This is a genomic window from Oscillospiraceae bacterium, assembly GCA_031265355.1.
GTDB lineage: Bacteria > Bacillota > Clostridia > Oscillospirales > UBA929 > JAIRTA01.
Genome location: JAISCT010000018.1, coordinates 1 through 23668 on the forward strand (window position 1 = coordinate 1; position 23668 = coordinate 23668).

A 23668-nucleotide genomic window follows, 5' to 3' on the forward strand; every position below is an offset into this window, starting at 1 on the left:
GGTCACACCCGCCGGCAAAGACAAGCCGTCGACCGCCGCCTGCGCCGCCGCGCTCGCCGCCGCCGCGCTGTTCGCCTGCGCCTGCGCCACGGCCGGCAGCGCGGCGCCTTCGATGGCGGCGAGGGCGGTCTGTATGTCGGCGTTCGCCGCGGCGACTGTCGCCGGCGGCGCGACCAGCCTGGCTTCCGACCGCCGCGAGGAATGGGTGTCGGACACCGAGAGAACCGTCAGCGCGCCGCCCGCCGCTGCACGGAGGAACGTCAGCATATACTGCCCCGCCGCGTCCGCCTGCCCGTAACCCACCAGGGTGCGGATACCCGTTTCGGGGTTTGTCATCTCGACGCAGAGCAGCGTGTTCGGGTCCGCCGTGCCGCTGACCATGCCCGCGCCCGTGCCGTCGCCGTCGTCCACGGAATCGATCGTCGGGACCGACGGCAGTCTGCGGCCGACCTCGATCTGCACCGTTCGCGTATAGGTCGCGGAGCCGTCCGGGTGCAGTGTCCAGGCGCCGTTGCCATCCAGCGCGCCGAGCAGAGATTTTAGATAGGGATTCAGCGCCGCGCCCGCCTGCCTAAACGTCACGCGCACCGCCGCCTCATAGACGCCGTCCGCGAGGCGTTTTTGGCCGCGGGCGTCTATCACGGTGTGTTCCGCGCTCGCCGCCGCGTCGTCGAGCGAGACGAACAGGTACAGACTTGAGGCGTAGCCGCCCGGCAGGGCATCCAAGGCGGCGTCGATGAACGGCGCCGCCGCGTCGTCTGTGAGCGCGTCCGGGTTGTCGCGCAGGAACGCGCCGCGCAGCGCCGGTTCGCCGCTCTCGAACGCAAACGACACCGCGCCGAGGTCGTTTCCCGCGCCCGCGCCGGACTCGGCGACAAAGATATCCGCCACTCCCGTCGTCGTCTCCACAACATACGCGCCGTCCGGCTGCAGGCGCTCCGTCGCGCCGATCGCGAGACGCCCGGCCATGCCGACCTCGGGCACAGGGCCCGTCAGCGGGCATTCCACAGCCTCCACCGAGACGCGCCCGCCGAAGCCGGCCGGGACGGCCGCGCGCAGTGTGTACACGCCGCCCGCGCCGGTGTCCGGGACGACGACACAGTCGCCCGGCATGTCAAACGACTGTGCCGGCATGGTTTCGCCGCCCGGCGCCGTGACCGTGAACGCGGCCGCGACGCCCTGCGGGGCTTTCAAGAGAAAACGCAGCTCCCTGCCCGGTGCGGCGGCGTACGTCGTCTCCAACGCGCCGTCCGTCTGTCCAACCGGCGCGGAGGCAATGGTTCCGGCCCTGACCTCGCGCCGCAGCGCCGCGTTTTGCTGTACGCCGCCGGCGTAGAAATGCGTCATATACGGCCCGTCCGCCGGGGCGTACGTATTTGTCGCGGATTCCGACGTCTGCCAGTAGAGCGCGGCGGTGTAGCCGCTCACGTCGGTGAGCGTGCCGCGCGGGAGCGTGAAATCGCTCTCCTGCGTGACCGCGCCGCCCGGGGCGATGCCCACGGGCGAGAGTTCTACGGCGGTCACAAATCCGTGTTTGTTGTAGACAAGCACCGTCGGCGCGACCTCCACCAAACCCGTGTGGTTGTTGCCGAATGTCACCAGCACGCGGCCCTGCGCCGCGCTCTCCCCGTCCGGCACGGCGATGTCCGCGACAGAGAACGTCAGAAGGTCGACCGGCAGCGGCGGGTCGATGAGCGTCGGATCAAACGCCTTATGTACAAGCTGTGAGGTGGCGTGTGTCATGTCGATTTCCGCGCCCGCCAGCTTCTGCAGCTCCGCCACAGAGGCGCCCATCCTATAGCCCACGTTGTCCGCGCGGATCTGCGCGGACTGCCGCAGGCTGTCCGTCCACAGGCCGTTGAGCAGATCCCACGCGACGCTGGCGACGCCGCCGAGCACCGTACCGTACGGCCCGAGCGCCGGACCCGCCGCCTCCATGCCGATTGAGAGAGCGCGCATGACGTAGTTTATGTTCCGGAACGTGCTGTATTCGCCCGTCAGCGCGTCGTAGTTTGTCAGCGCCTGTTCGACGTACATGGCGGCCTTTCTGTACGCGCGAAGGTCTATTTCCGCTGTCGTGAACGGGGCTGTGCTGAAATTGTCGGCGCTTGCCTGGTAATATTGGATGTTTTGATAGCCGCCCCAGTGATTCCCGAGGCTCGCCATGTTGGAAATCTGGCGGTTGAGCCGCGCGAGGTTGTACGTCAGGGATTCCACCGGGAAGTTTGCGAACGGGAACAACCGGGAGCCCCCATTGGTCTCCAGCTGCTCGACCATTTTGTCCAGTTCTTCGAACGCCGCCGTCCACGCCTCGTAATAGGACGTCGTCGTCGTGACCGTCTCGGTCTCCGGCGCTATCTCGCCGTTCTCGTCCACGCGGTAAACGAATTTGTATTCCGTTTTTGTGTACGGCGCGGCGTAGAAGAACGCTTTCAGCCCGAGCTGCATCATGCCTTCAAACCACTCATCCCTGTACAAAATCACCCTGTTGGCGTTTTGCGGGGGGCCGCCGCCCCAGAATTTGTTGTCCGCCAGCTCGCCCTTTCTGTCCAGCGTCTGCGCGACCCACGTCTCGACGTCAAAACCCGTCTCATAATCGTCCGGCGCGATACCGCCGACCGCGTCGGACACAAGGTCAAAGAGCTCCGCCGGGAGCCGCCCGCGGATCTCCTCCGCGCTCCTTCGCTCGTCGACGACCATCTTTGTGAGCACTTCCTCGTACGCACTGAGGAACGTCAGCGTCGCGCCGGTCACGCCGGCCATCGATTCCGCGGCGCGCAGCTCCGCGGTCGCCTCCGGCTTGAAGCCGAACGCGATCTCCAGCGCGTCCACGAGGCCTGAGAGCGGTTTGAGTACGGCGGAGACCTTGCCAAATGCCCACCACGCGGTCGGGGTGTCGCCGTCGAGCATCGCCCGTGCGCCATTGCCCACGTTTTTAGCCAGATCCAAAACGGCGGCCGGCAGATCGCTTTCGAATTCTTTGGATTCTTTAATGAATTGCTCGCTTGCGTCCATCTGACGCTTCGTTTTCCGCGCTGTGGCGGCGTATGCCGTTACCCGGGACACAGCCGACTGCGTATGCAGGCCGTTTTCGAGCATCTGCTTATATTTGTCGATTCTCTGCGCGAGCGCCGCCATCTCGTTTGGGTGGAAGGATTGCAGGATCTTGAGGTCGTTGATATGTCTCTGCACCCATGCTCTGACCGTGTCCATCTGCTGCCCGATCTCCGCCGTTTGCGCCGCGGTGTCCTTGCCCTCCTTGGCCAGCTGCGCGACGGCTTTGACATTGTCTTCGAGCAGTTTTACGCTGTTTCCGACCCCGTCCGCGCCTTCCTGGAACAGCCGGAAGTCGAGTTCGAGCCACCCCTGTTCTTTGCCGAGTTTGCCAAGATCGCCGAGGTCACCGAGCTTTCGCAGATCTCCCATCTCGTCCGTGAGCTTTTCGACGGCCCGCGCCGTCTGTTTCATCGTGTTGAGCGCCTTTTTTCCGTCCTTCAGCTGTTTGATCGCTTTGATGTATCCCTTGACGCCGTTTTTCAGTTTCCCCGGCGCCGCCCAGAGCTTCTGGAGCCAAGCGACGACGTCTTTGCCCACGCTCACACCGGCATCCGCGAGCGCCTGGCCGAGTTTGCCGCCGGTTCCGACCGCTTTATACGTGCCGTATCCGATTTTCGCCGCCTTGTAGGCGGAGGAGATCATGTTCAGTCCAACGAACACGGCGGCGTTGTATGCCAGATCCGTAATCTTGATCTGCTGTTCGATGCGGCCTTGTTCCTCGGCCGTCTGCAGGAATTCCACCACTTGGTGCGTCAGCGAGTGGATGTTCTGGTCATAGAGCGCGTCGACGCCAAAATCGCCGTTCTGTTCCAGCCCGACGAAACTCCGCTGTTCCGGGTACTCGGCGAACAGCGCCCATTTTTCCTCTTCTGTCAGCGTGTTGCCGAGCATCTGAAGAAGCTGCGCCAGCGTCTCGCGCGCGTACAGGGAGCGCATGAGCGTGTCCTGCACAAACGGGTTTTGTTCGACAGCCGGCGCACCGCCGTACGCGTCGATGTTCATCAGGCCGCCGAACGCGTTGAAACTCTGTTTCAGTCCCTCTATGTACGACGCGCCCGCGGATGTGTTCGCCAGGGTGCGCAGCCCGGAAAAACCGTCCGGCGCACGGTAATCGAGCGCCCGGAGTTTGTATACCGCAAACACGCTCTCGCCCGCCGCGACAGTGCCGATCTCCATGACGCCCGGCGGCGGACGCGTCTCCCAGTCCTCGTCATACGCCTCGTCCGCGCGCGACCACACGGAGGCCAAGAGCTTTGTCATCGTCCCGTCGAGCGCGGGGAGATTCGGCAGGTTCAGCCGCACGTCCTTCGCGGCGGCGCGCCCCGTGTTCGTGACGATGGCCGTCAGATAGCAGACGCCGTCCTCCTCCTGCGATTCGTACACGTCATAGGTGGTGTACAGCGCCGGCGAATGTTCCGCCGTCTGCTTCACGGCGGCGGTGCTCCCGGCATACGCCCGGCCGCTTTGCGTGTAGCCGTACCGGATCCACGCGTAGTACTCACCCGCGAGAGTGTCGATCCACTCGAAGATGCCGTAGGCCTCGTCCTCGGTCAGCTCTCCCTCGCGCACCAGCTCAATGATGAACTCGGGGTCGATCGCCTGTACCGTCGGGCGGAGCAGGAAATCCGCCGAGAACGAGCCGCCGCCGAGCACCCGTGGGATGACGATTTTGCCGTCTTCGATCAGGAGCCCGTCGGCGTCGACCGGCGTGCCGTTCGCGTCGGCGACCCGCACGGCCCGCCGGATCACCGGCTCGGCCAGGAACGCCTCATTGAACCGCTCCGCGCCGTCGGCCAGTTCGCCGTTTTCGTCCGGCGCCAGATCGGAGATGATGAGCTCGATGGTGACGTCTTCCAGCGCCGTAAGCTGCGACGGATTCGTGAACGCGACGGACAGTTTGGACATGCTGTCGTCGTAGACGATGTCCTGCGCGAAACCGATCTGGAAACCGTCGCCCGCCGCGCCGGCGCGCGTGGCGTTCCCGGACACGGAGGCGAGGAATTCCTCGTTGAAATACTTGAAATGGGGGCCGTTTGGCGCCTCGAACAGCGCGTTCACCTTTAGATCAGAGACCAGGACCGCGGCGTCGGTGTTCACATAGTACCCCTCGGGCGTGTAGGTGATCAGCACCGGGACGCGCTGTTTCACCGCCTGTGTGATCTCCTGTCCGGTTTCGCTGTCTGTCCCCAGCGGGATATACCCCTCGAAGACAAGACTGAATTGATAGCTGCCGGGGCCGATCACGGTTTTTCCGTCCCGATCGACCGAGAGGCTCGCCAGCTTCGGCACGCGGCCGTCCGGCGCGCCGTAATGCCGCGTCACGCCGTCTTCGTCCGTGTATGTCCGCGCGGTCACGAGGAGCGTCTTTGCGCTCTCGGCCTCCACAGCGTACTTGTCCGCCCCGGCGTAGGCGCCGTTCACCCGTTGGCCGTTCTCTGCCAGCCATGCGGTGCGGAGCGCTTCCGCGCGGCCGCCCCACGTCACGTCCGCGTACGCGTCGCCGCCCGCCGGGTCGCCCGGCAGCGTCACGCGCCACACGGACTCGGAGACATCCTCCACCGAGGCGTACCAGAACAGCGCGGCCTGGTTCAGGCTCCAGACGACGTCCGCCGCCGCCTGCGGCGCGAGATCGCCGAGCATGAGCTCCGAGACCTCGCCGGACGGTGCGCGCAGCGTCACGAGGGCGGGGTCAAAGTTTTCGTCGGAGCTCTCGGTATACACGCGTACGCCGCGGACGTAGTCGCCGTCGCGCAGCGCTCCGTCCGGGGGTGTATACGGGTTTTGTACGGCGAGACGCGACGAGATCCGCCCGGTGTTGTAGTTCGCGTCGAATTCGTCGGCGGGGAAATTCGCCCGCAGGGCGGGCTGCGCACCGCTGTAGCTCTCGCCGGACAGGAGCTGCCAGACGACGTCGTCATACTCGCTGTTTTTGGCGAGGACCGAAGAGAGGCTCTTTTCACGGTCCGCGGTCATGACAAACGCAAACGGCTGCGGTTCCAGCCGGACCACCACCGGCGCGAAGTCGACCGCCGCCTGGACGGCGAAGGCGCCGCCGTATGGCTTGTAACCGTTTTCCTCTATGCTGAGCTCATACGCGCCGGCGGGGATGTTCTCAAACCGCGCGAGACCGCCCGGCGCCGGCACGCCGCCCGCGCCGACGCCCTCCGTGCTTGTCTTGCTCCTGTACGCCGCCGGCCGCGCGGAGTCCGAGGCCACGGGGCCGTACAGCACCACCGTCTTGCCCTGCAGAGGCACATCGTCCGTGTCACGCAATTCGACGACCGCGCTGCCCACGGCGCCGGCGCTGACAAATACCGCGATGGGAATGCGCATCTCCAGGGTGCCGGCGCCCGTTTCCGCCGTCAGCTTCACAGACCCGTTATAGGCGCCCATGGGGACCGCCTCGTTCACGTCGAGGATGACCTGCACCGTGGCGGCTCCGCCCTGGGCGGAGAAAGCCGTGCCCTTTTTATAAGGTTTGATCACGTCCGTGCCCGCCGTCACCGCCGTGATCCAGGGCAAATCTTCTGGGGTGGTCACGGTGACGTCCGTCAGGTCGGCCGTGCCCGTGTTCACAATGCGCAGGGCGGAGGACACCCGCTCGCCGGGCCGGACGGTCTGCCGCCAGGACAGACCGCCGTCAGTCCTCATAAAACCGCTGCCTTCGGACGCCGTAGGCGTCACATCCCAGTCGCCCATGGCTTCCTGCACGGTCAGTGATATTTCCCAAATTTTGGTATATTCTGACGGGACGCCGGGGGCGCCGCTCGCGGCGCGGGCCGTCAGCGTCAGCACATAGTCTCCGGCCGGTACGCTGGCCGCGTCCACCCTGTAGGCAAACGCGCAGGAAGCGTACGCATCCGCCGAGGAGGCCCCGGGCGCGCGGGCGGCCAGGCGGCCGCAGTCGATCCCCTCGGCGCCGCCGATCACATAGGCGTTGCCGTGACTTCTGAACTTCACCGCGGGCAAAGTCCCGCCGCCGTCGCCGGCGCGGCGCACCGCCGCCGTCAGCGTCACCCCGTCCATGTCGGTGTAGCCGATGTTTTCAAGGTGGCCTTCGGTATCCGCGGCAAAGCCCGCCGTGAGGGTCTGCCGGTCCCCCGCGCCGAGATACAGGCCTTTTACATAGAGGGGTACGGTGGCCGTTTTTACGGCCGCGCCTCTCCTGACCTCGGCGGTGACCGCCACGCCGCCGCCCGCCCGGGCGGGCAGGGAAATGCGTTCGGTAAAGATACCGTTCGCGTCGGTGCGGCCCTCAAATGCCCAGACGCTGTCTCCGACGACGCGTATGGTGACGCCGGTCTCGCCTTCCACGCCGCTGACCTGCCCGCTGACCGTCACGGCGTCGCCTGTTTCGCAGACAGTTTTGTCCACAGCCGCGGTGACGCCGAGCGGAGCAAGTACGGAGACCGCCGCCCTGTCGCCGGCTGTGTACTGCGTCTGCGAAGCCCCATCCGTCCACGAAGCGGTGACCGCCAGGGTATATCCGCCGAGACCCTCCGCGCCGATCTCACGGACGGTCACGCCCGTCAGGTCGAGGACGGCGTCGTATGTGGCCGTGCCCGGCGCGTAGACGCCGGCAAACGGCCCCGCCGCCACCGCGTTCGTATCCCTGTCGAGGAGACTGACACGGACCGAAGCGTCTCCGCCCACCACCGCATTCCGGTTGGAGGCACGGACGCCGACTTTTATCTCGTTGCGGACGTCGGCCGTCAGGGCAGCGCCCGTCACCGGCTGGAGCTCCGCCAGAATGCCGTCCGCCACCGCCAAGGTCGCGGTGTAGTACACGCCGTCCCTGCTTTCCATGACGACCCTGTACGCGCTGTCCGCCACCGCGGCCATTTCGTACGCGCCCGTGGGGGTCTTGTCGGCCGTCCACGCGATGGGCACGTCCGCGCGGCCGCCGGCCGCCAAAGAGGCCACGTCCGCTTCCCCCGCCAGCGCCCCGTTCGCGAACAGAGACACTGTGAACGCCGAAGCCGCGCCGGCCCCGTCGTTTCTCACCGTGATCACGCTGACGACGCTGTCTCCGTAAGCCACACCGACCGGTGTGGCGACGTCCGTCACCACAAGCGCCGCCCGGGGGCCGCCGCCCGTGAGGAGCGCCCCCTCTTCGGCGGCCAGCAGAAAGCTGTTGTTGGCCGCGTCGTCCAACGGATAGAGGTTCTGAGGATCTACAACCGCCACGATGGTGTCCGTCGCCGTCGGCGACATCCATTGGAATGTCACGGCCGTGCTGGCGCCCGCCGCCAGACCGCCGTTTTTGGTCGCGGCGCCGATGAACCGGCTGCCGGTGTAAAAGTTCACGACGATCTTATCGCCGGCCGCCGCCTCGCCGAGGTTCTCCACGGCCGCCGTCAGGACAATCGGCACGCCCGCCGGGGCGCCGCCTGTCATCGTCACACCGGTCACGGTCAGATCGGAGGCCGCGATGTGGAGGTGCGCCAGCGTCATACGGGCCTCGTTGTCGTCCTTGTTCCGCTCCACAATCTTTGAGATAGGTCCGTCCGCCGTCAAGGTCAGGGTCCGCTTGCCGTCTGTCATCGGCGCATATTCGACGGCGACGTCCGCGGAGGCGCCCGGGTTCAGCCCAGGCACGTCACAGGCCCCGACAAAGACGCCGTCCTCAAACAGCGTCACCGCGAAGCCCTCGGCGGCCAAATCGCCGGTGTTTCTCACCTGGGCGGTCACCCTGAGCGTCTCGCCGTAACCGAGGGTGTTGTCCTCCCCTATCTCATGGACCAGCCCGCTGTCGTCGGGTGCGAATCCACCGACCTTCACGTCGGTCAGCACCAGTTCGGGGAAGGCCGTCACCCCCGCCGAGCCCTGTATGAGGGCGCTGCGCCCGTTGTTGTACCGGTCGGCCTCGTCGATCCGCAGTGACATATCGCTGGCTTTGACCGTGACCACATGGGAGCGGCTGTCGGGCATGGTGTAGTCGAACGTCACCGTCACCTCGTCGCCCTGCCTGAGCTCATGGCTGTCCGTGTCGGGTTTGTACAGGCCGCGCGCATCGTCAGAGAGGTTCACCGTCTTATATGTCAGGTATTGGTTGTCGACATACAGCGTGACGATGAAGTTGTCACGAACCGGCGCGGGCTTGTCGTTCACGACCACGGCCGTGATGCGCACCGTGCCGCCTGCCGAAGCGGGCGTTCCCGTCACCGTCAGCCCGTCCGAGGGCTTGATGATGAGATCGGGACGGGTCTCCGTCACCGTGACCATCACATCGTGGACCTTGGCGGAATCCGCCGGCCGCATCACGCCGTCTATGTTCACATAGCCCGCGGTGTCGCGGACATTTTCCGCGCCGTACTCGTCGATCACGTACAAGGTGGCGATGTATGTCCCCGAGGCCAGGTACGTGTGCTGGGGGGCGGGGCCGTAGGCCGAGGCGCCGTCGCCGAACTCCCAGAGATACAGAGCGATGCGGCCGTCCGGATCGTAGGACCGGGACCCGTCAAAGTAAAACGCGGTCTTGACGGGTACGGTAAAGTCGATCCCGGCGTCCGCCACGGGCAGGGCATTGACGGCAACCTGCGCCGTGAGACCGTCCGCCTGCGGGTTGGAGGACAGGCTGGCCTTGATGCTGTAGACGCCCGCTTCCACCTGCTCGGTGATCAGGTTCCACGCGGCGCCAAGCAGCGCCGTGCCCTCGGCCGGCACGGTTTTGGTATCGGCGCCGATCTGTTCATACGCCTGCACCACCCCGTCAAAGACCCGGGCGGCGTAGAAGTACACCGTGTCGGTCTCCGGATGGAAGGCATGGTTTGTGAGCCTGACTTGTATCTCCATCGGCACGGTGTCGCCCTCGTCGTGGGGCCTGCCTGTTTCGGAGAAGGTGGCCATTCTCACAAGGTCGTCTGTCATGGGCCTCTTTTCATATGTGATCTGCGAGGTTTTGAGTTCGGAGAGCTCACCCCCCGCGCCGTAGGTGACTGTGTACCACCGGGGGAGGATGTCCCCGGCGGCGCCGTCCCGGCGGAGTTCGTCCACGACATAGAGGTACTCCGTCTCTATGCCCTCGTCATTTGTATAGGTTGATTTCCAATAGTTACCACCACTCAGCGTCACACCCGGATCCGCCGTCATGTCCCGTCCTTCGGGGGGCGTGTCGTATCGGATCACTTGGGCGATGGGCGCGCCTATTTGGGCGTCGGCTTCGGTGAGCATATAGATGCCGAACCGCATGCCCTGTTCCGCCGCGGTCTGGCTGTCGTGGGGTACTGTCGCGGCGGCGCCGTTTTCCGCTGGCGCGAAGAAGTGCATGGCCGCCGCCGCCGGGTCGTAGGCGCCCGCCAGACCGCAGGGCGTGTACACCTGCACCGTCACATTGGTAGTCAGGTTCTTGGCGAAGGCCGGCAGGCCGTTTGCGCCCATGATCATGCTCATACCGCCGCCCGCGTCGTCGGACAGGGCGGGCACATCCTCCTGTCCGACGACGTAGGTGAAGACGTCCGTTATCAGCGGATTCAGCGTCACGCCCGCGTAGGGCCTGTGGGTGAGCGTGGCGGAGAAATTCCGGATCTCCCCGTACACCTCATCCTGCGCAAAGTCGCCGAGGTTCAGCGTGGGCAGTTCCCACCGGATGGTGTAGTAGCCCCACACCATGTTTTGGGCGGGCCGGCCCTCGTCGTCCACATCGCCGGTGCCCGGTATATCGCCCAGGTTCAACCGGAAGCTGCCCGGTGTGAAAGATCCAAAGCTGGCGCCCACGACGGACCACGTGCCCTTCAGACCGGACTGGTTCTCGGTGATTTCGAGCTGGCTCAAATCCAGGGTCAGATTTTTGGCGGCCCCCGCGCCGTTATTCACCGCTTCTACGCCCAAACGGAAGGTTTTGTTGGGATACACTGTCTTCGGCAGATAGTAGCTGAGGGTCAGATTTGGCTGGGGCAGGATGGTGATGGGTTCCGCCTGCGTGCTCGTTTCGATGATTTCCCCGCCGACGTCGTAGACGATGGCCGCCCGCGCGGTGTACACGACGCCCTCCGGGCGCTCGCCGCCCATGCCGTCGCCGGGCACCAGCTTCCAGCTCATGGTCACCGTCTGCCCCGGCCGCACCGAGGATGCCATGCTGCCGATGGGGATGATGTACATCTTGTCCGTCGCGTCGATCCGCACGCCGTTTTCGTCCGCGCGCTCGACTATCACCTGCACGGACACGTTGCTCAGCGTCTGGGACGGGTAATTGTTGGTGATGGTCAGCTCGGCGTCAAAGGCCTGCCGCTCCAACGAAGCGGTCTGCTTCAGCTCCATTTTGACAGTCTCGTAGACCTGGCCGCCGTCGGGCTTTTCTTCCGGGATCCGTACGCCGGTTTCGTCTGGGAAGAGGATGTACGCGATCTCCTCGACTTCCAGGCCCTCCGGCATTTCCAGCGTCACCGCTCCGCCGCCCTCGTTGTCTGCGGTTGTGGTGTCCACATTCACCCGGCTCGCGCCCGGATTGTAGATGGGAATGCGCACCCCTGTGGTCTTCACCGGGTATTCCGGCAGGCCGGTCTCCCGGTCGAAGGACACATAGCTGCCCTCCACCATCAGGTAGAGCTCCGCCTCCGGCTTGGCGGCGAGCTCGTAGTACCCGGGCATGACCAAAAGCTGGACGGTTTTATACCCCATGGCGGGGATGTTTCCGATGTAATTTCCGCCCGCCACGGAGATGCCGCTGTAGTTCTTGCCCCTGGCGGCATACAGCCCCGCCGTCACGTCCTCCACGTCTATCAGGCTGTTGTTCACGATGTTCACCGAGAGCATCACTGGACGGTCCACGTTCTTGGCTATGGTAAACCAGGGCACCGTGGCGCCGAGTTTGGGCGTGGGGATCACCACGCCCATATCGATGTGAATCGCTATCTCGTACTCGTCCACGATCGTAGTCTCCGTCACCGTCCAGGTGATTTCCACCGGCAGGGTCTCCATGACCACTTCCGTCAGGGCGACAGTTTCGGAGGGCATGATGTCCAGCGCACCTGTGACCTTCTTCTTCCCGTTTGCCGTGACGGTAAAGTCGTATGGGCCCACGGGTTTATCGGCGAATTCCGCATAGCCCGCCGCATCCGCCGTGGCCGTGAAGTTTTGGTAGTAGACTGTCTCCCGGCCGTCCACATATTGGACATAGGCCTTTTGCCCATAGACGTCCACCCGGGCGCCCGGCACCGGGTTGCCGAAGTCGTCCGTGATCTGGAGACCCGCCGCGCCGTACGTGAGGTCGCTGACCTCCAGCCCCACCGGCACGGTGGCGGTGAACACGCCGTTCGTCAGCGCCACGCTGTCCTGGTACTTCCCGAGCGCGGTGTCCGCCGTGGGCGCAAACACGATGTCATAGGTCAGGCTCTCCCCGGGCTGCAGGCTGGTCTTGGAGAGGTTCTGGGCGTGTACGAAGGAAAGCGAGGACTGCCGCAGATAGATACCCTGCATGGGCGCGACGCCCCTGTTCTTCACCGTCACCGTCTTGACCACCGACTGGCCCGGGTTGGCCGCGGCCGTCACCGTCGAAGGGACCGCTACGGGCAGCGCGATCCCCGGCCTCAGGTACAGGTTCAGCGTCGCCGTGGCGCGGGCTCCCTCCACGCTGCTGAGTTCCACCGTGTAGGACGCCTCGTCCGGCGCGTCGAGCCTGGCGCTGACATTGAAGATCAGGTCGAACGCGCCCACGGAGCCCGGGTACCCCGCCCCTTGGCCCGGCGGCAGCACCTCGGGCACACTGGACTGATCGAGGGACACGACGACGCCCGGGTACTGATGGGGATTTACAAGTACCGCCGACAGACCTGTGAGCCCGCCGAACGCCCCGTCAAACGCGCCGTTTACCACCGTGACGGCCGCCTGGAAGTCGGTGCCTTTGGAGGCGGTCAGGTTCACCTTGGACGGTCTCGCCTCAAGGCCGTAGACCTCAAAGGAGCCGCCCGCTATGTGCGTACCCTGTACTCGTTCGTAGGCATACGCCGACACGTTCCATCGGCCCGCCTGCTTCGCCTCCGGCCGGAAGGCATAGGAAAACTGGCCGTTCGCGTCTGAGGTGAGAAAGACAATCTTCTGCCCGCGCCACCAGTCGTAGATCTCTCCGCCCTCGCTTCCCTCCTCCCGGATGACCACGGTGCCGTCTGGCTGCCGCCGGTACGAGGGTTCCAGATCCATCTCAAGCACGATGGTCCGGCCCGCGAAGGGCTGCCCGTCCTCCGTGACCCAACCGCTGACGACCACCTGATCGCCCGCGGCGTAGTCCGCCCGCGGTGTCTCCACATGGCCGGACACCGTGCCGATGAACGTGATGTTTGTCTCGTACGTCTCGTGATAACCCCCCGCCGACGCCTCGTAGCGCAGGACATAGTTTCCCGTATTGAGACCGGCGGTGAGCAGCTGGACGGCAAAATTTCCATTATTTCCCATGTCGCTCAAGGGCGCCGTTACATAGGTCCGTTCCGCGTCCAATATCGAGGCGACGACCTGGGCCCCCTGCCCCGCCGTCAGCTTCACAGTTTGGCGGGAGGCCAGTGCGATGCCGGCCGTCACATCGATGTACGGGGTGGACGACAGGAACATATTGGCGCCGAATTCGTTGTTTTCCCCGTTCTTGTTCGGATTCACCGCAAAGACGATGCCGTCTTTGATAGTAAGAGTCTGCTCCCAGGGGGCGGTGTAACAGGTGGTGTCGAAATCGGAGCCGGGCAGACTTTCGAGCGTCAGCCGCAGGACAAAACGGCCCGACTTGGCCGGGGTCCATTCGAGCATCTGGAGCGATGTGCTGTTGCCCTGCAGACCGCCGTACTGATAGACCCTGTCTTTGACAAAGGCCCCCACCACGTCGCGGCCGTCTATGTCCGTTGTGATTTCGGCGCAGTAGACGCCGATGGCGTACTTCGTATACAGTGTGGCGGTCGAGCGGTTGGAGACATAGGCGGCCAAGCTGACGGCTCTGCCCCAATCCACCGTATCCGCCGGCGCCCAGTAGACGTCCGAGAACCACAGGTCCGGCTTGACGACGGACACGTTTTGGGTCACGGTGCGCACGGTGACAGGCTCCGACACCACGGCGCATTCCGGGTCCGCTGTGACCATGATGTCGTGAACCCCGTCCGCCACCTTCCACTCGGCGAAGACCGGCTTCTTCTCGCCGCCGCCCGACAGCACGACGCCATTTGCGTTTTTGGCCATGGACACGGTCTTTAGGAGTTTGCCGTCCACGTAGAAGCAGACCTTGAACGGCGTTACGATCCTGCTGTCGGAGCCCACCTGCACGTCAAAACGCAGCGTGCTGCCCTGAGCAAGCTCCGTGCCCGCGGGGCTGACAACGAGGGGACTCACGGTCAAAACGGGCTCCGTCACGGCAAAGAGCGGGGTCATGAGCGCCGCGCGGTTGTTGTCCGTCACAAGCTCCACGAGCTGCGGATCGTCCGCCGCGATGACGACGGCGTGCGCCCCGGCGGTTGGGGTCACTTCGAAGGTCTCCATTCCGGAGGCCCCGGGCGCCCTGGCAACCGTCTTCGACGCGACCGCCTCACCGTCCACATACAGCGTGAGGAGGAACGACGCCGCGGCCTCGCCGGCGTTTCCTAGCACCGCCCGATACCAGACCTTGTCCTGGGTGGAGAACGCGGTCACGCTCTGGTCCAGGGTCTGTGCATTGACCCACGAAACACCCGTCACGGCGATGTCCGGGAACTGCGTCTGGGCGGCGTTCAGCACCACCTGACGGTTGTTGTTGGCATTCACGTAGTCGTCGGTTTCTCCTATGGTGTTCACGATGTCTCGGGCGCGTATCTGGATCACCTGTGCGCCCTTAGGCGCGGTATAGACAAAGTCAAGACTCTTGGCATACGCCTCACCCACCGGCAGTCCGCCCTCTGTCATGCGGGTCTCCTGCCGGGTGCCGCCGTTGAGCCGGAACGTGTTGTAGAAGGAAAGCGCGGCCGGCACGTCGCCCAGGCCCTTGTTGGCGATCAGGGCGGACACCCTGACCGCATCTCCCTCGGACACTTCGGCGGTCTGTGCGCCGGACAAGCTCTGCCCCCATGCACCGTCGGCGTCCTCGTATCTGTCGGCGAGAACCCAGTCTTCGTCGCCGTCCGATTGTTTGTACACCGAGATCTCTTTGACATAGATGTCGGGCCGGTTGTCTGTGACGGTGACGGTCTGTGAGGTTTCGGCCCACGCACCCTTGGCGTCGGTGGCCTTCAGCCGCACCGTGTAGACGCCGGGTTTCATGTAGCGGTGGTCCACCGGCGTTTGGGCGCTCCTCGACGCGCCGTCGCCAAAATACCAGACCAGGGTGAACGCGTCCCCGTCCGGGTCCGACGTCTGCGATGGATCAAAGAGGATCTGCTCGCCGGAAAGATACGCGTCCGCCAGGGTGAACGCCGGGACCGGTCTGTGGTTTAGGGTAAAGACGTCGCCGTCACGGTAGTTGTTGTCGGCGGATGCCTCCGCGCCGACGTCGTCGTCATTGACAAACGCGGCGGCAAATTTTATGTTCACGGCATTTTCAGACAGTGAGATCGGCGCGTTGAATGTCAGGGTGCGGGTCTGCCCGGCTGCAAGCAGGCTGCCGGCCGCCCGGGTCAGTGTCTGAGACGCCGTCTCCTCGTCGGCGCCGCCGTCGCGGGACATATACAGCGTCACGGCGCCGCCCGCCTTGGCCGGGCCGGCGTTGTAGACCTTCACCTCCACGCCGACGCTGTCCCCGGCGGTGATATACGGTTCCCGCACGTCCACCGACCGGACCGCCGTGTCGCTGACAGCCGTGGCAAAGGCGGAGGCGCCGCCCGTGAGCGGGGACAGATTGCCCGCCCTGTCCGCGGCCGCCACCCAGTAGTATCGGGGCACACTGTCCGCCGCCGTGTCACGGTAGGCCGTGGACGCGGTCTCTCCTACCTTGACCGCCTCGGACGGCAAGTTGGTCGCGCCCCGGTATATGTCGTAACGGTACACGTCCCGCGAGCCGCTGGCGTGGAAGGTGACGACCACCGCACCGCCGCTCATCTCGTCCGTCGCCGTCACGCCGCTCACGGGCGACGGCGGGTCGTTGTCCAGCGTGTACTGGGAGAGATAGACGGCTTCGTCGCTGGAATAGTTGAACGCCCTGACCCTGACGGCGAAGTATTCCGTGATTTCCACAGGCGCCACAGTCAGGACGGCGTGGGCGGCAAACGCTTTGCAGCCCGGGGGCAGCAGGGCGCCGTCCACTTCTGTCTCTTCGATGTCCTCCCTGCCCACCGTCGCCAGGGGCTGCCAGTTTTCCTCGGGGACATCGGCGGGCTCCGCCAGCACGGAGACACCCAGATACGCGTATTCAAACACCACCTGGGTCAGCCCTATGCGGTCCGCGACATAGGCCGTCAGAGGCAGCATCCCGTTAAAAGACGCGCCTCTGAAGGGGTCCAGGTAGAGCACGGTGGCCGCGCCTCTCTGCGCCCCGGGCAGGGTCCAGGCCGACGCCGGGCTCGGCTCCGACACGTCTCCCGCCCTGCTGATGGTGACGACGCGGTAGCGGTAGAGTCGCGTGGGGTCGAGCCCCGCGCCTCCGTCGCCGCGGTCGGTGTATATGTTGTCGGACGTGCGGGCCGCGATTTGTACCCAGCCGTCGTTTGCCTCCTCCTCGCCCGCGACGGCGCCGCCGGGGCGCTGCTCCTGCCTGTACACGCTGTACGCTTCCGTGTCCACGCGCGTCACCCGGTTCCAGCCCACGGTGACGCTGTGCTCGCCGCCCGCCGTCATGATGTTTGACGGGGCGGGCACGCCGCGCAAGCCTATGGCGTAGGTCAGTTCGTAGGGCAGGGATATGTTTCCGTCCCCGTCATAGGCCATGACCCGTAAAAATACGTTCTCCTGCGACGTGTAGATGGCGCTCACGTCTATGACCGCGCCCTGAGGGTCGTCCGCCACCTCAAGTTCGGTCCAGCGCTGTTTCGCTCCGCCGTATTCGGTCCACTGCACGCGGTAGCCGGCCACGGCGCCGGAGTTGTCGCTCGCGGTGATTTTCAGCAGCTGGGCGCTGTCCTCCGGGCGTCCGATGGCGGCGTTCGTCTGGGGCATCACCCCGGTGATCACGGGCGCGGTTTCGTCCGTGAGCCTCGGCAGAGGCAGCGTCAGATTGGCGCTCGCGTAGCCGCTGTCCTCGCTGCCGGCGCCAAGCAGCACATAGAGCACCTGGGGCCCGGTCCATTTGAAATTGTTGCTCGGGATGGTGTACGAAAGGCTGAAATGGCCGTTCACGTCTGTATAGCCGTTCCGGAGATAGCCGCTTTCTCCCCGGTGCATCAGGTAGACGGGGGTGTTGGCCGCCGTGCCCACGGACGCGGTTCCCCGAACGCTGATGGTACTGCCCTGAAGCACGTCCCCACCGGGGATCTCATCGACATAGTACTGGATTGAATAGACGTCGGCCTCCGCCGTCACACAGGCAAATTTTGGGGCGGATACAGACCCAAGCTCATTCGCCGCCGCCACGGCGACCACCGCCGCCTGCCCCTTGACCAGGCTGTAGGGGTACGTATAGGCGGTGGCTGTCTTTGTCAGGTTCTGTGAGAAAAACACGCCGGCGGGCGTGTCGCCCGCCGCCACAAGGGCGGACGCCTCTTTTGCGGTCTTGGGCGCCGCGTACCAGAGCACCAGATGGTCCACTCCGTCCGCGCCGGACACGTCCGGCCATGTGAAGGTCACGTTCGTGCCGCCGTAGCCGCCCAGGGCGAAGTGCCCGGTGGGCGTCAGGTCCGCCACCTCCGGCGCGGCGTTGTAAATCTGAATCAAGCGGGGCGCCGACAGGGTCCGGTGCCCCGCCGTGTCGGCGACCGCGATCCTTAGACTGTATGCGCCGTCCGCCAGCTGCGTGGTGTCAAATTGGGCATTGATATTCACAGTACTGTGGCGGTTTGCAGAAAAGCTTGTGACGGCGCCGTCGTAGACCAGCGTCGGCTCGCCGCTTTCGGGCGCGGTGTATGTCTGAATTTTCCAATCTTGAAGGGCGCCGTCGTCCAGGGCGCTACCCGTCAGGCTGACGGTACCCCTGTACGAGCGCCGCTCGTCCCACACGCCGGTGAACTGCACCGCCGGCGCCTCGGTGTCCGCCCCGGCCTTCGCATAGGCCGAAAATCCGGATAGGGGTCCCACCGCCCCGTCCGCGGAGAGGGCGGCCACCCGGAAACGGAAATCGCCGGTCTCGTAGAAAGTGGGATAAAATCTGTAAGCGGTGACCCCCGCCTCCGTATCGTAAAATGTATACCAGTTGTTTTCCGTATCATAGCGGTCCTTGACATAGCAGTAGACCCGGTATCGATACGGCGCGCCGCCCGGATTCGCGACGGGCGTCCAGCCGACGCCGATCGAGGAGCTGGCGGGCACGACGGTCAGCCCCGAGGGGGCCTCCATGTCGCCGAAGACAAACGCCCCGGAGGTTTCAGACATATGGCCCGTCCAGTCCGTGACGACGGCCTTGACATAATAGGTGGCTCCGCTTGTCAGCGCCGCCCCGTAAAACAGAGAATACGGCACGTCGGTGAGATACGATTCCGCCCGCGAGAAGTATGTTGCATCGTCCCACACCCGTATCCAATCGGAGGCGCTCCTGTCCACCCAGACGGAACCGTCCGTGCTGTAAGACCACGCCACATCGGCCACCAGCTGGTTGTCGCCCACCTGTACGGAAAACGGCGTGAGGGCGTTGAAAAACCGCGTCTCGCCCTCGGTGGGGCCCAGGATCGGCGATATGTACGGCGCGGCGGTATCGTCCAGGATGCTCGCCGTAGCGGTACGAGCGGTGCGCCGCCAATCGGCGGTATAGGTGGCGTAGTAGAGGTAATATTTCCAGTCCGAAGAACCTGTACCCGGGTCGGGATAGATGATTTGCACGTCGAAGGAGTACCTGTTTCCGGGCAGGACAAGGCTTCCGTAGGACGTATAGCCCGCCATCCTCGGATTGGCCTCTGAAAAACTGATCGGGACCTCCACACAGCCGGTTTCGTCCAGGCTGTCGGCGGGCACCTCGACAGCGTTTGCATAGCCCGAGGAACTGCCCAGATAGCTGTAGATTCTGTATGCGCTGACGCCGCCGGTCAGGTACGCCTCCAATTCCTCCATGGTGAGACTCGTGAAATTGCGGTCGTTTTTCAGGTATCGGTAGAGCTCCTCTTTGGCCTTGTCGGCGTACGCCAGCTGACCGGGGTTGAAGATAAATCCTCTCTCGGTCGGCGCCGCGGAAAGGCCCGTCAGCTTGGGGTATGTATAGTGGGAGGTGGTTCCGTTGATCGTGGTGAAGGCGCTGCCGTAAACCGGGGCCGCCGCATGGCCCGCCCTGTCGTACCCCACCGCTTTCATCCTGTAAGTGACCCCGTCTGTGAGGATCGTGGTGTCGTAGGTGTGGTAGAGACTGATCTCCTGGTGGACGTAACTCTGCGTCTGGGCGTAAAGAGTGACCTCGGCGCCGGGCACGGCGGATTCCTGTCCGTCCCCGCTTAGCGCGACGATCGACAGCGCCGCCTTGTCCGCATAGCTGTCGTCCCTGAGCTTGACCGTGACGGACTTGCCGCCGTACACCGAGGCGCCGTCCGCGCCGGCGATATCCGCGGCAATGCTCACCGCCGGCGCCTCGGTATCCGTCGAAGGCGCATATGTTTCGGCGCTGACGGACGCCACGGTGGTATAACCGGACGATGCGGCGTAGGCGGCGACGCTGACCGTCAGACCCTGGTGTTCGGGTTTGTCCGGATCGAACCACGCCGTCAGGCCGGCGGCCGCGAGGCCGCTGGCGCCCAAGACGTTCGATGTGCCGCCCGATGTGTTGTACTCATAGGAGAAGTATACTGGGCTGTTGTTTTTCAGGAATCGCACCGTATAGGTCCAGCCCGCCCCCAAACTGTCCCAGGCGGCGGTCAGCGAGGAACTGCCGGGCGCTGCCCGGATGTTTTCCACCGTCGGGTCGGCGCTCGCCGTCAGCGGCAGCAATTTCACGCTCTCGTTGCCGCTCTTGTCGGTGACCCGCACCCTGACGGCGTAGCTTTCCCCTGCCGTCAACGCGCTGCCGGGTGGCAGACTCGCCGTAAACGTGTGGGTTTTGTCGTTGTATGCGTTCCAATTGTCCGTCTTGAAACTTTGGTAAGCGCTGTCCGGGTCGGCGGCTTTCTTGTATTCCCAAACCGCTCCCGCCAGGTACTGGTTGTCTGACGCGTCTACGCTGAATTTTACGGCATGGTTCAGGCTGTCCGCCGGCGCGCCCGCCGGCGTGACGGCCGCGATCTCCGTCAGCGTCGGGCCGTCCTCGTCCGTAAGCATGGACACATAGGCGCCGCCGGGCGCGGTTCTCAGCCAGTCCTTGCCGTCGATCTGCGCCAACCAGCCAAACGCGTTTGTATCCGAATAAAAATTGAGGTCCACAACCGCGTAATATCGGCACGAGGCACCCGTGGGAACCGAACTGTCGGCGTAGACCCCCTCCGCGGGTACACCGCTGTACACGCTGCTGTAGTTTGCGTTGCCTTGTACCTGCCTGTAGAGATAATACCGGTAAATCTTGTCGCTTCCCCACGCGAGGGCGGTCCTTATCTCCGCCGCCGTGGGGACAGCCCAGGCCGCTGAGGCGTGGCTTTCTTTATAGATCCGCAGCGTATTTTGTATCTCCGACACGGCCGCGTCGGTCAGGGTGAGACCGATGAGGCCTATGCGGATGTCGCTGTCCGTGGGCGTCGCCGCCAGACCGGTCAGCGGCGGGTAGGTGTAGTCGCCTTCGTTTTCGGCGTTGTACAGTCGGAAACTCACATCGCTCAGGCCGCCGCCCTCCGACGTGACGGTGAATCGCCAGAGGCCCGCCGTGAGGGCGGGGGCGATGCCCTGGTTTGCGGTCAGCACATCAATCCATTTCGCGTCCTGTACGGCCCACCGGCCGCCGTCCCATTTCTCCAGCCCCACCGAGGCCCCGCTTTGGCTCTGGGCGCTGTCGTAGGCAATGTGGGTGAACCGGTACCTCCGCCCGGCAGGCACATTGACGGTGAAGCTCTGCGGGTTATCCCCATTCACCGGTACGTCGACGTATGTGCTCGCGCTCGGGTAGTAGGCGCCCGCGTCGAGGGCGGGCACCGCAAAATCGTGGGCCCCGCCCAGCCAGATACGTTGCGGTTCGGACCAAGCGCCGCCGGTTCCGTCGGGCCATGTCCCCCTGACCCGGAGGATGGCGTTTCTGTCGACGGTCACCGGCTCTGTGTAGGGGATCTGGTTGGCGGCATAGCTGTAATCCCGGCTCAGGCTGTAGGTGACGACGCTTGTCTCGTAGGCTGGCGTGATGCTCATGATCTTGGCGCCGTCCTCACCGTCGGCCAGACGCACCGTGGGCCGGGCGGGCTGTATGTTCACACGGCTGCCTTCGCCGCCGCTTGCCGTATAGCTGCCCACCCCGGCTCCGTCCTTTGTCCGCAGAAAGATCTCGGCGCGGATGTAGAAGGCGCTGTTCGGCCCCGGCGTGACGCCCGCCTGGGCAGCGGCCTCCGCCAGCGTGGGCGGGTCTCTCCAATCGTACGCGTACGCCGCTGCCGCGGGCGTGTCAAAGCCCGTGCAGGGCAGAGGCAGGCTGGCGGACGCCCCCACGGTGTAGTAGATGTGCAGGAAGTCTATGTCGTTTTCGAGGTCGAGGATGTCGTAGTCCGGGTTGTATATCAGGAGGTTTGCCCCATCGTCGATGCTGCCAGCCGTCCGGAGACCGCCCTGATACGCCCCGGCGAGTCCGCCGTAGACCTTGTCGCCCGTACGGTAGTTGACGATGAATTTATTCTCATACACCTCTCCGTAACTGCCGTCGGCGCGCCGGAGCGCCGCCTTCACGTGGAGGGCGTAGATGCCGCTGTTTCTGCCGATCTTCGGGCGGCTTACACTGCTGTCCGCGACATATTGCTTGGCCGTGGCGCTTGTGCGGGGGTCGCTGCCGTCGGTCGTGTAGTCGATCGCGTCGCCGTCCAGGCCGCCCTCGATACTGACGTATGTGTCGGCTGCCCACGCGCCGAAAGCCACGGGCTTCGCCGCTTCGCTCGCAGACGCGCCTATCTTGAACGTGAGTCGGTCGGCGGAAAGAAGTTCATAGAAGACATAACCGCTGTCGTAAGCGGGGTCGTTTTCGTAGCTGTACTGTGTGTGCCCGGAGGCGGCGGTCAACAGATATTCGCCCGGCGTCAGCACGGGAGTCTCGTGGACATAACCGCCGTCCGCGTACGAGTATGAGGGCTGCCATGTGTCGGCGCCGCTCTCCGCACCCACGCGCGTGAGTGTCCAGTCGGAGTTGTACAGATAGGCGTCAAACCTGAGCCTTGCCGGGCTGTCCATTGTCAGCCGAAACCGTTGGGACAGATAATGCCCGCCCTGTTTGCCGGCCACAAAGTACGTCTTGGCGAGAGGGGGCAGCGGATAACCCGAGGCGTCACTGGCCAGAACCGCATACGTGCCTGCCGCGCCGTAGCTTCCGCCGGCGTACGCGCGGGCTGTGAAACAATACGACAGCCTGTCGTCCACGGGGTGTGGGGCCGTATATCGGTACACGTCTTCGGAATCGTTTTGGGGGTCTCCTCCGTCCAGGGTGTAGTGGATGTCGCCGCCGCCGGCTGCGGTCATCGTGACGGCCCCGTCCTCCAGCGCGAAGACCGGGGCGGCTGTCATGACGGCAAAGGTACAGGCCGCCGTCTCGGAGGACGCGCCGCCGCCCGCGTCCAGCGTGACAAAGGCCTTGGCTTTGACCGCGATCGAGGCGACAGACTCCTGGACACCCGCCGCAAAGGCCTCGTATGGGATCTGCACCATGGCGTCGTCTGCACGGACGGCGCCCACGGCGTCTGGCGCGGGCTCCGCCGGGACCGCGCCGTTGACCGCCCACGTGTACCAGACTTCGCCGGCGCCGCCCCCGTCGGGGAGCCACGCGTCTATCCCAATGAAACTGCCCGGGGCCACCCGGTACACATTTTGCTGCAGCGCCGCGTCCCAGATCGCGTCGGGGCTCCAGAGCATGGGGGCGTCCAGATAGCTCATCATCACCCAGAGCGAGGAAAGCGTCTCCGGATAGGCCGTCAGGCTACCGTCCTCGCCCGCTCTGGCGGCGACGGCGAACACAGCGCCCCGCTCCGTGACGTCAAAGGGGTCGGTGTACAAGGTCCAGTCGCCCGGAACCAGCGCGGATTCGTCTGGGGCGGCGCGCCCCTCCGAACGGAAGGTATAATAGGCTCGATAGCCCTCCGCCGAGAGCGTTTCATCGATGTCGGCGGCGACCGTGAATTTGGCGGGATAGAGATACTCCCGCCACTGCCGATCAAACGTCATATAGACGTCGCCTGTGAGAACGACCGTGGGCCGCTCGGCGGCAGTCGCCGCCGTCATTGTGGAAAAACATCCCAAAAGTACGCTGAGCGTCAAAAACAAAGCCAGGCCTTTTTTCAGCCGTGCCGGTGGGGCGCGATGTTCCGTGCCCAATTGCATTCTCATACGGAGTTCACTCCATTTTCTGTCATTTTTCTGTACCGTTGGGAGCATAATTTCCCATCTTCTACGTACATATTTTACGACAGATCCCCGAAAAGAAGCAGGGTTAATTTTTGCACAATTCTACCCATCGCGCGTCTTTTTACAGACACAGAGCCGCGCCGGATGAGCG

General features: G+C 64.6%; 1 protein-coding gene. It reads right to left on the reverse strand.

From position 1 onward, the window contains the following. Positions 1 to 23394, reverse strand: a 23394-nt coding sequence (locus LBK75_02585; GenBank protein ID MDR1157179.1) for a PKD domain-containing protein, incomplete at its 3' end; no start/stop codon positions are given. Positions 23395 to 23668 lie beyond the last annotated feature (274 nt).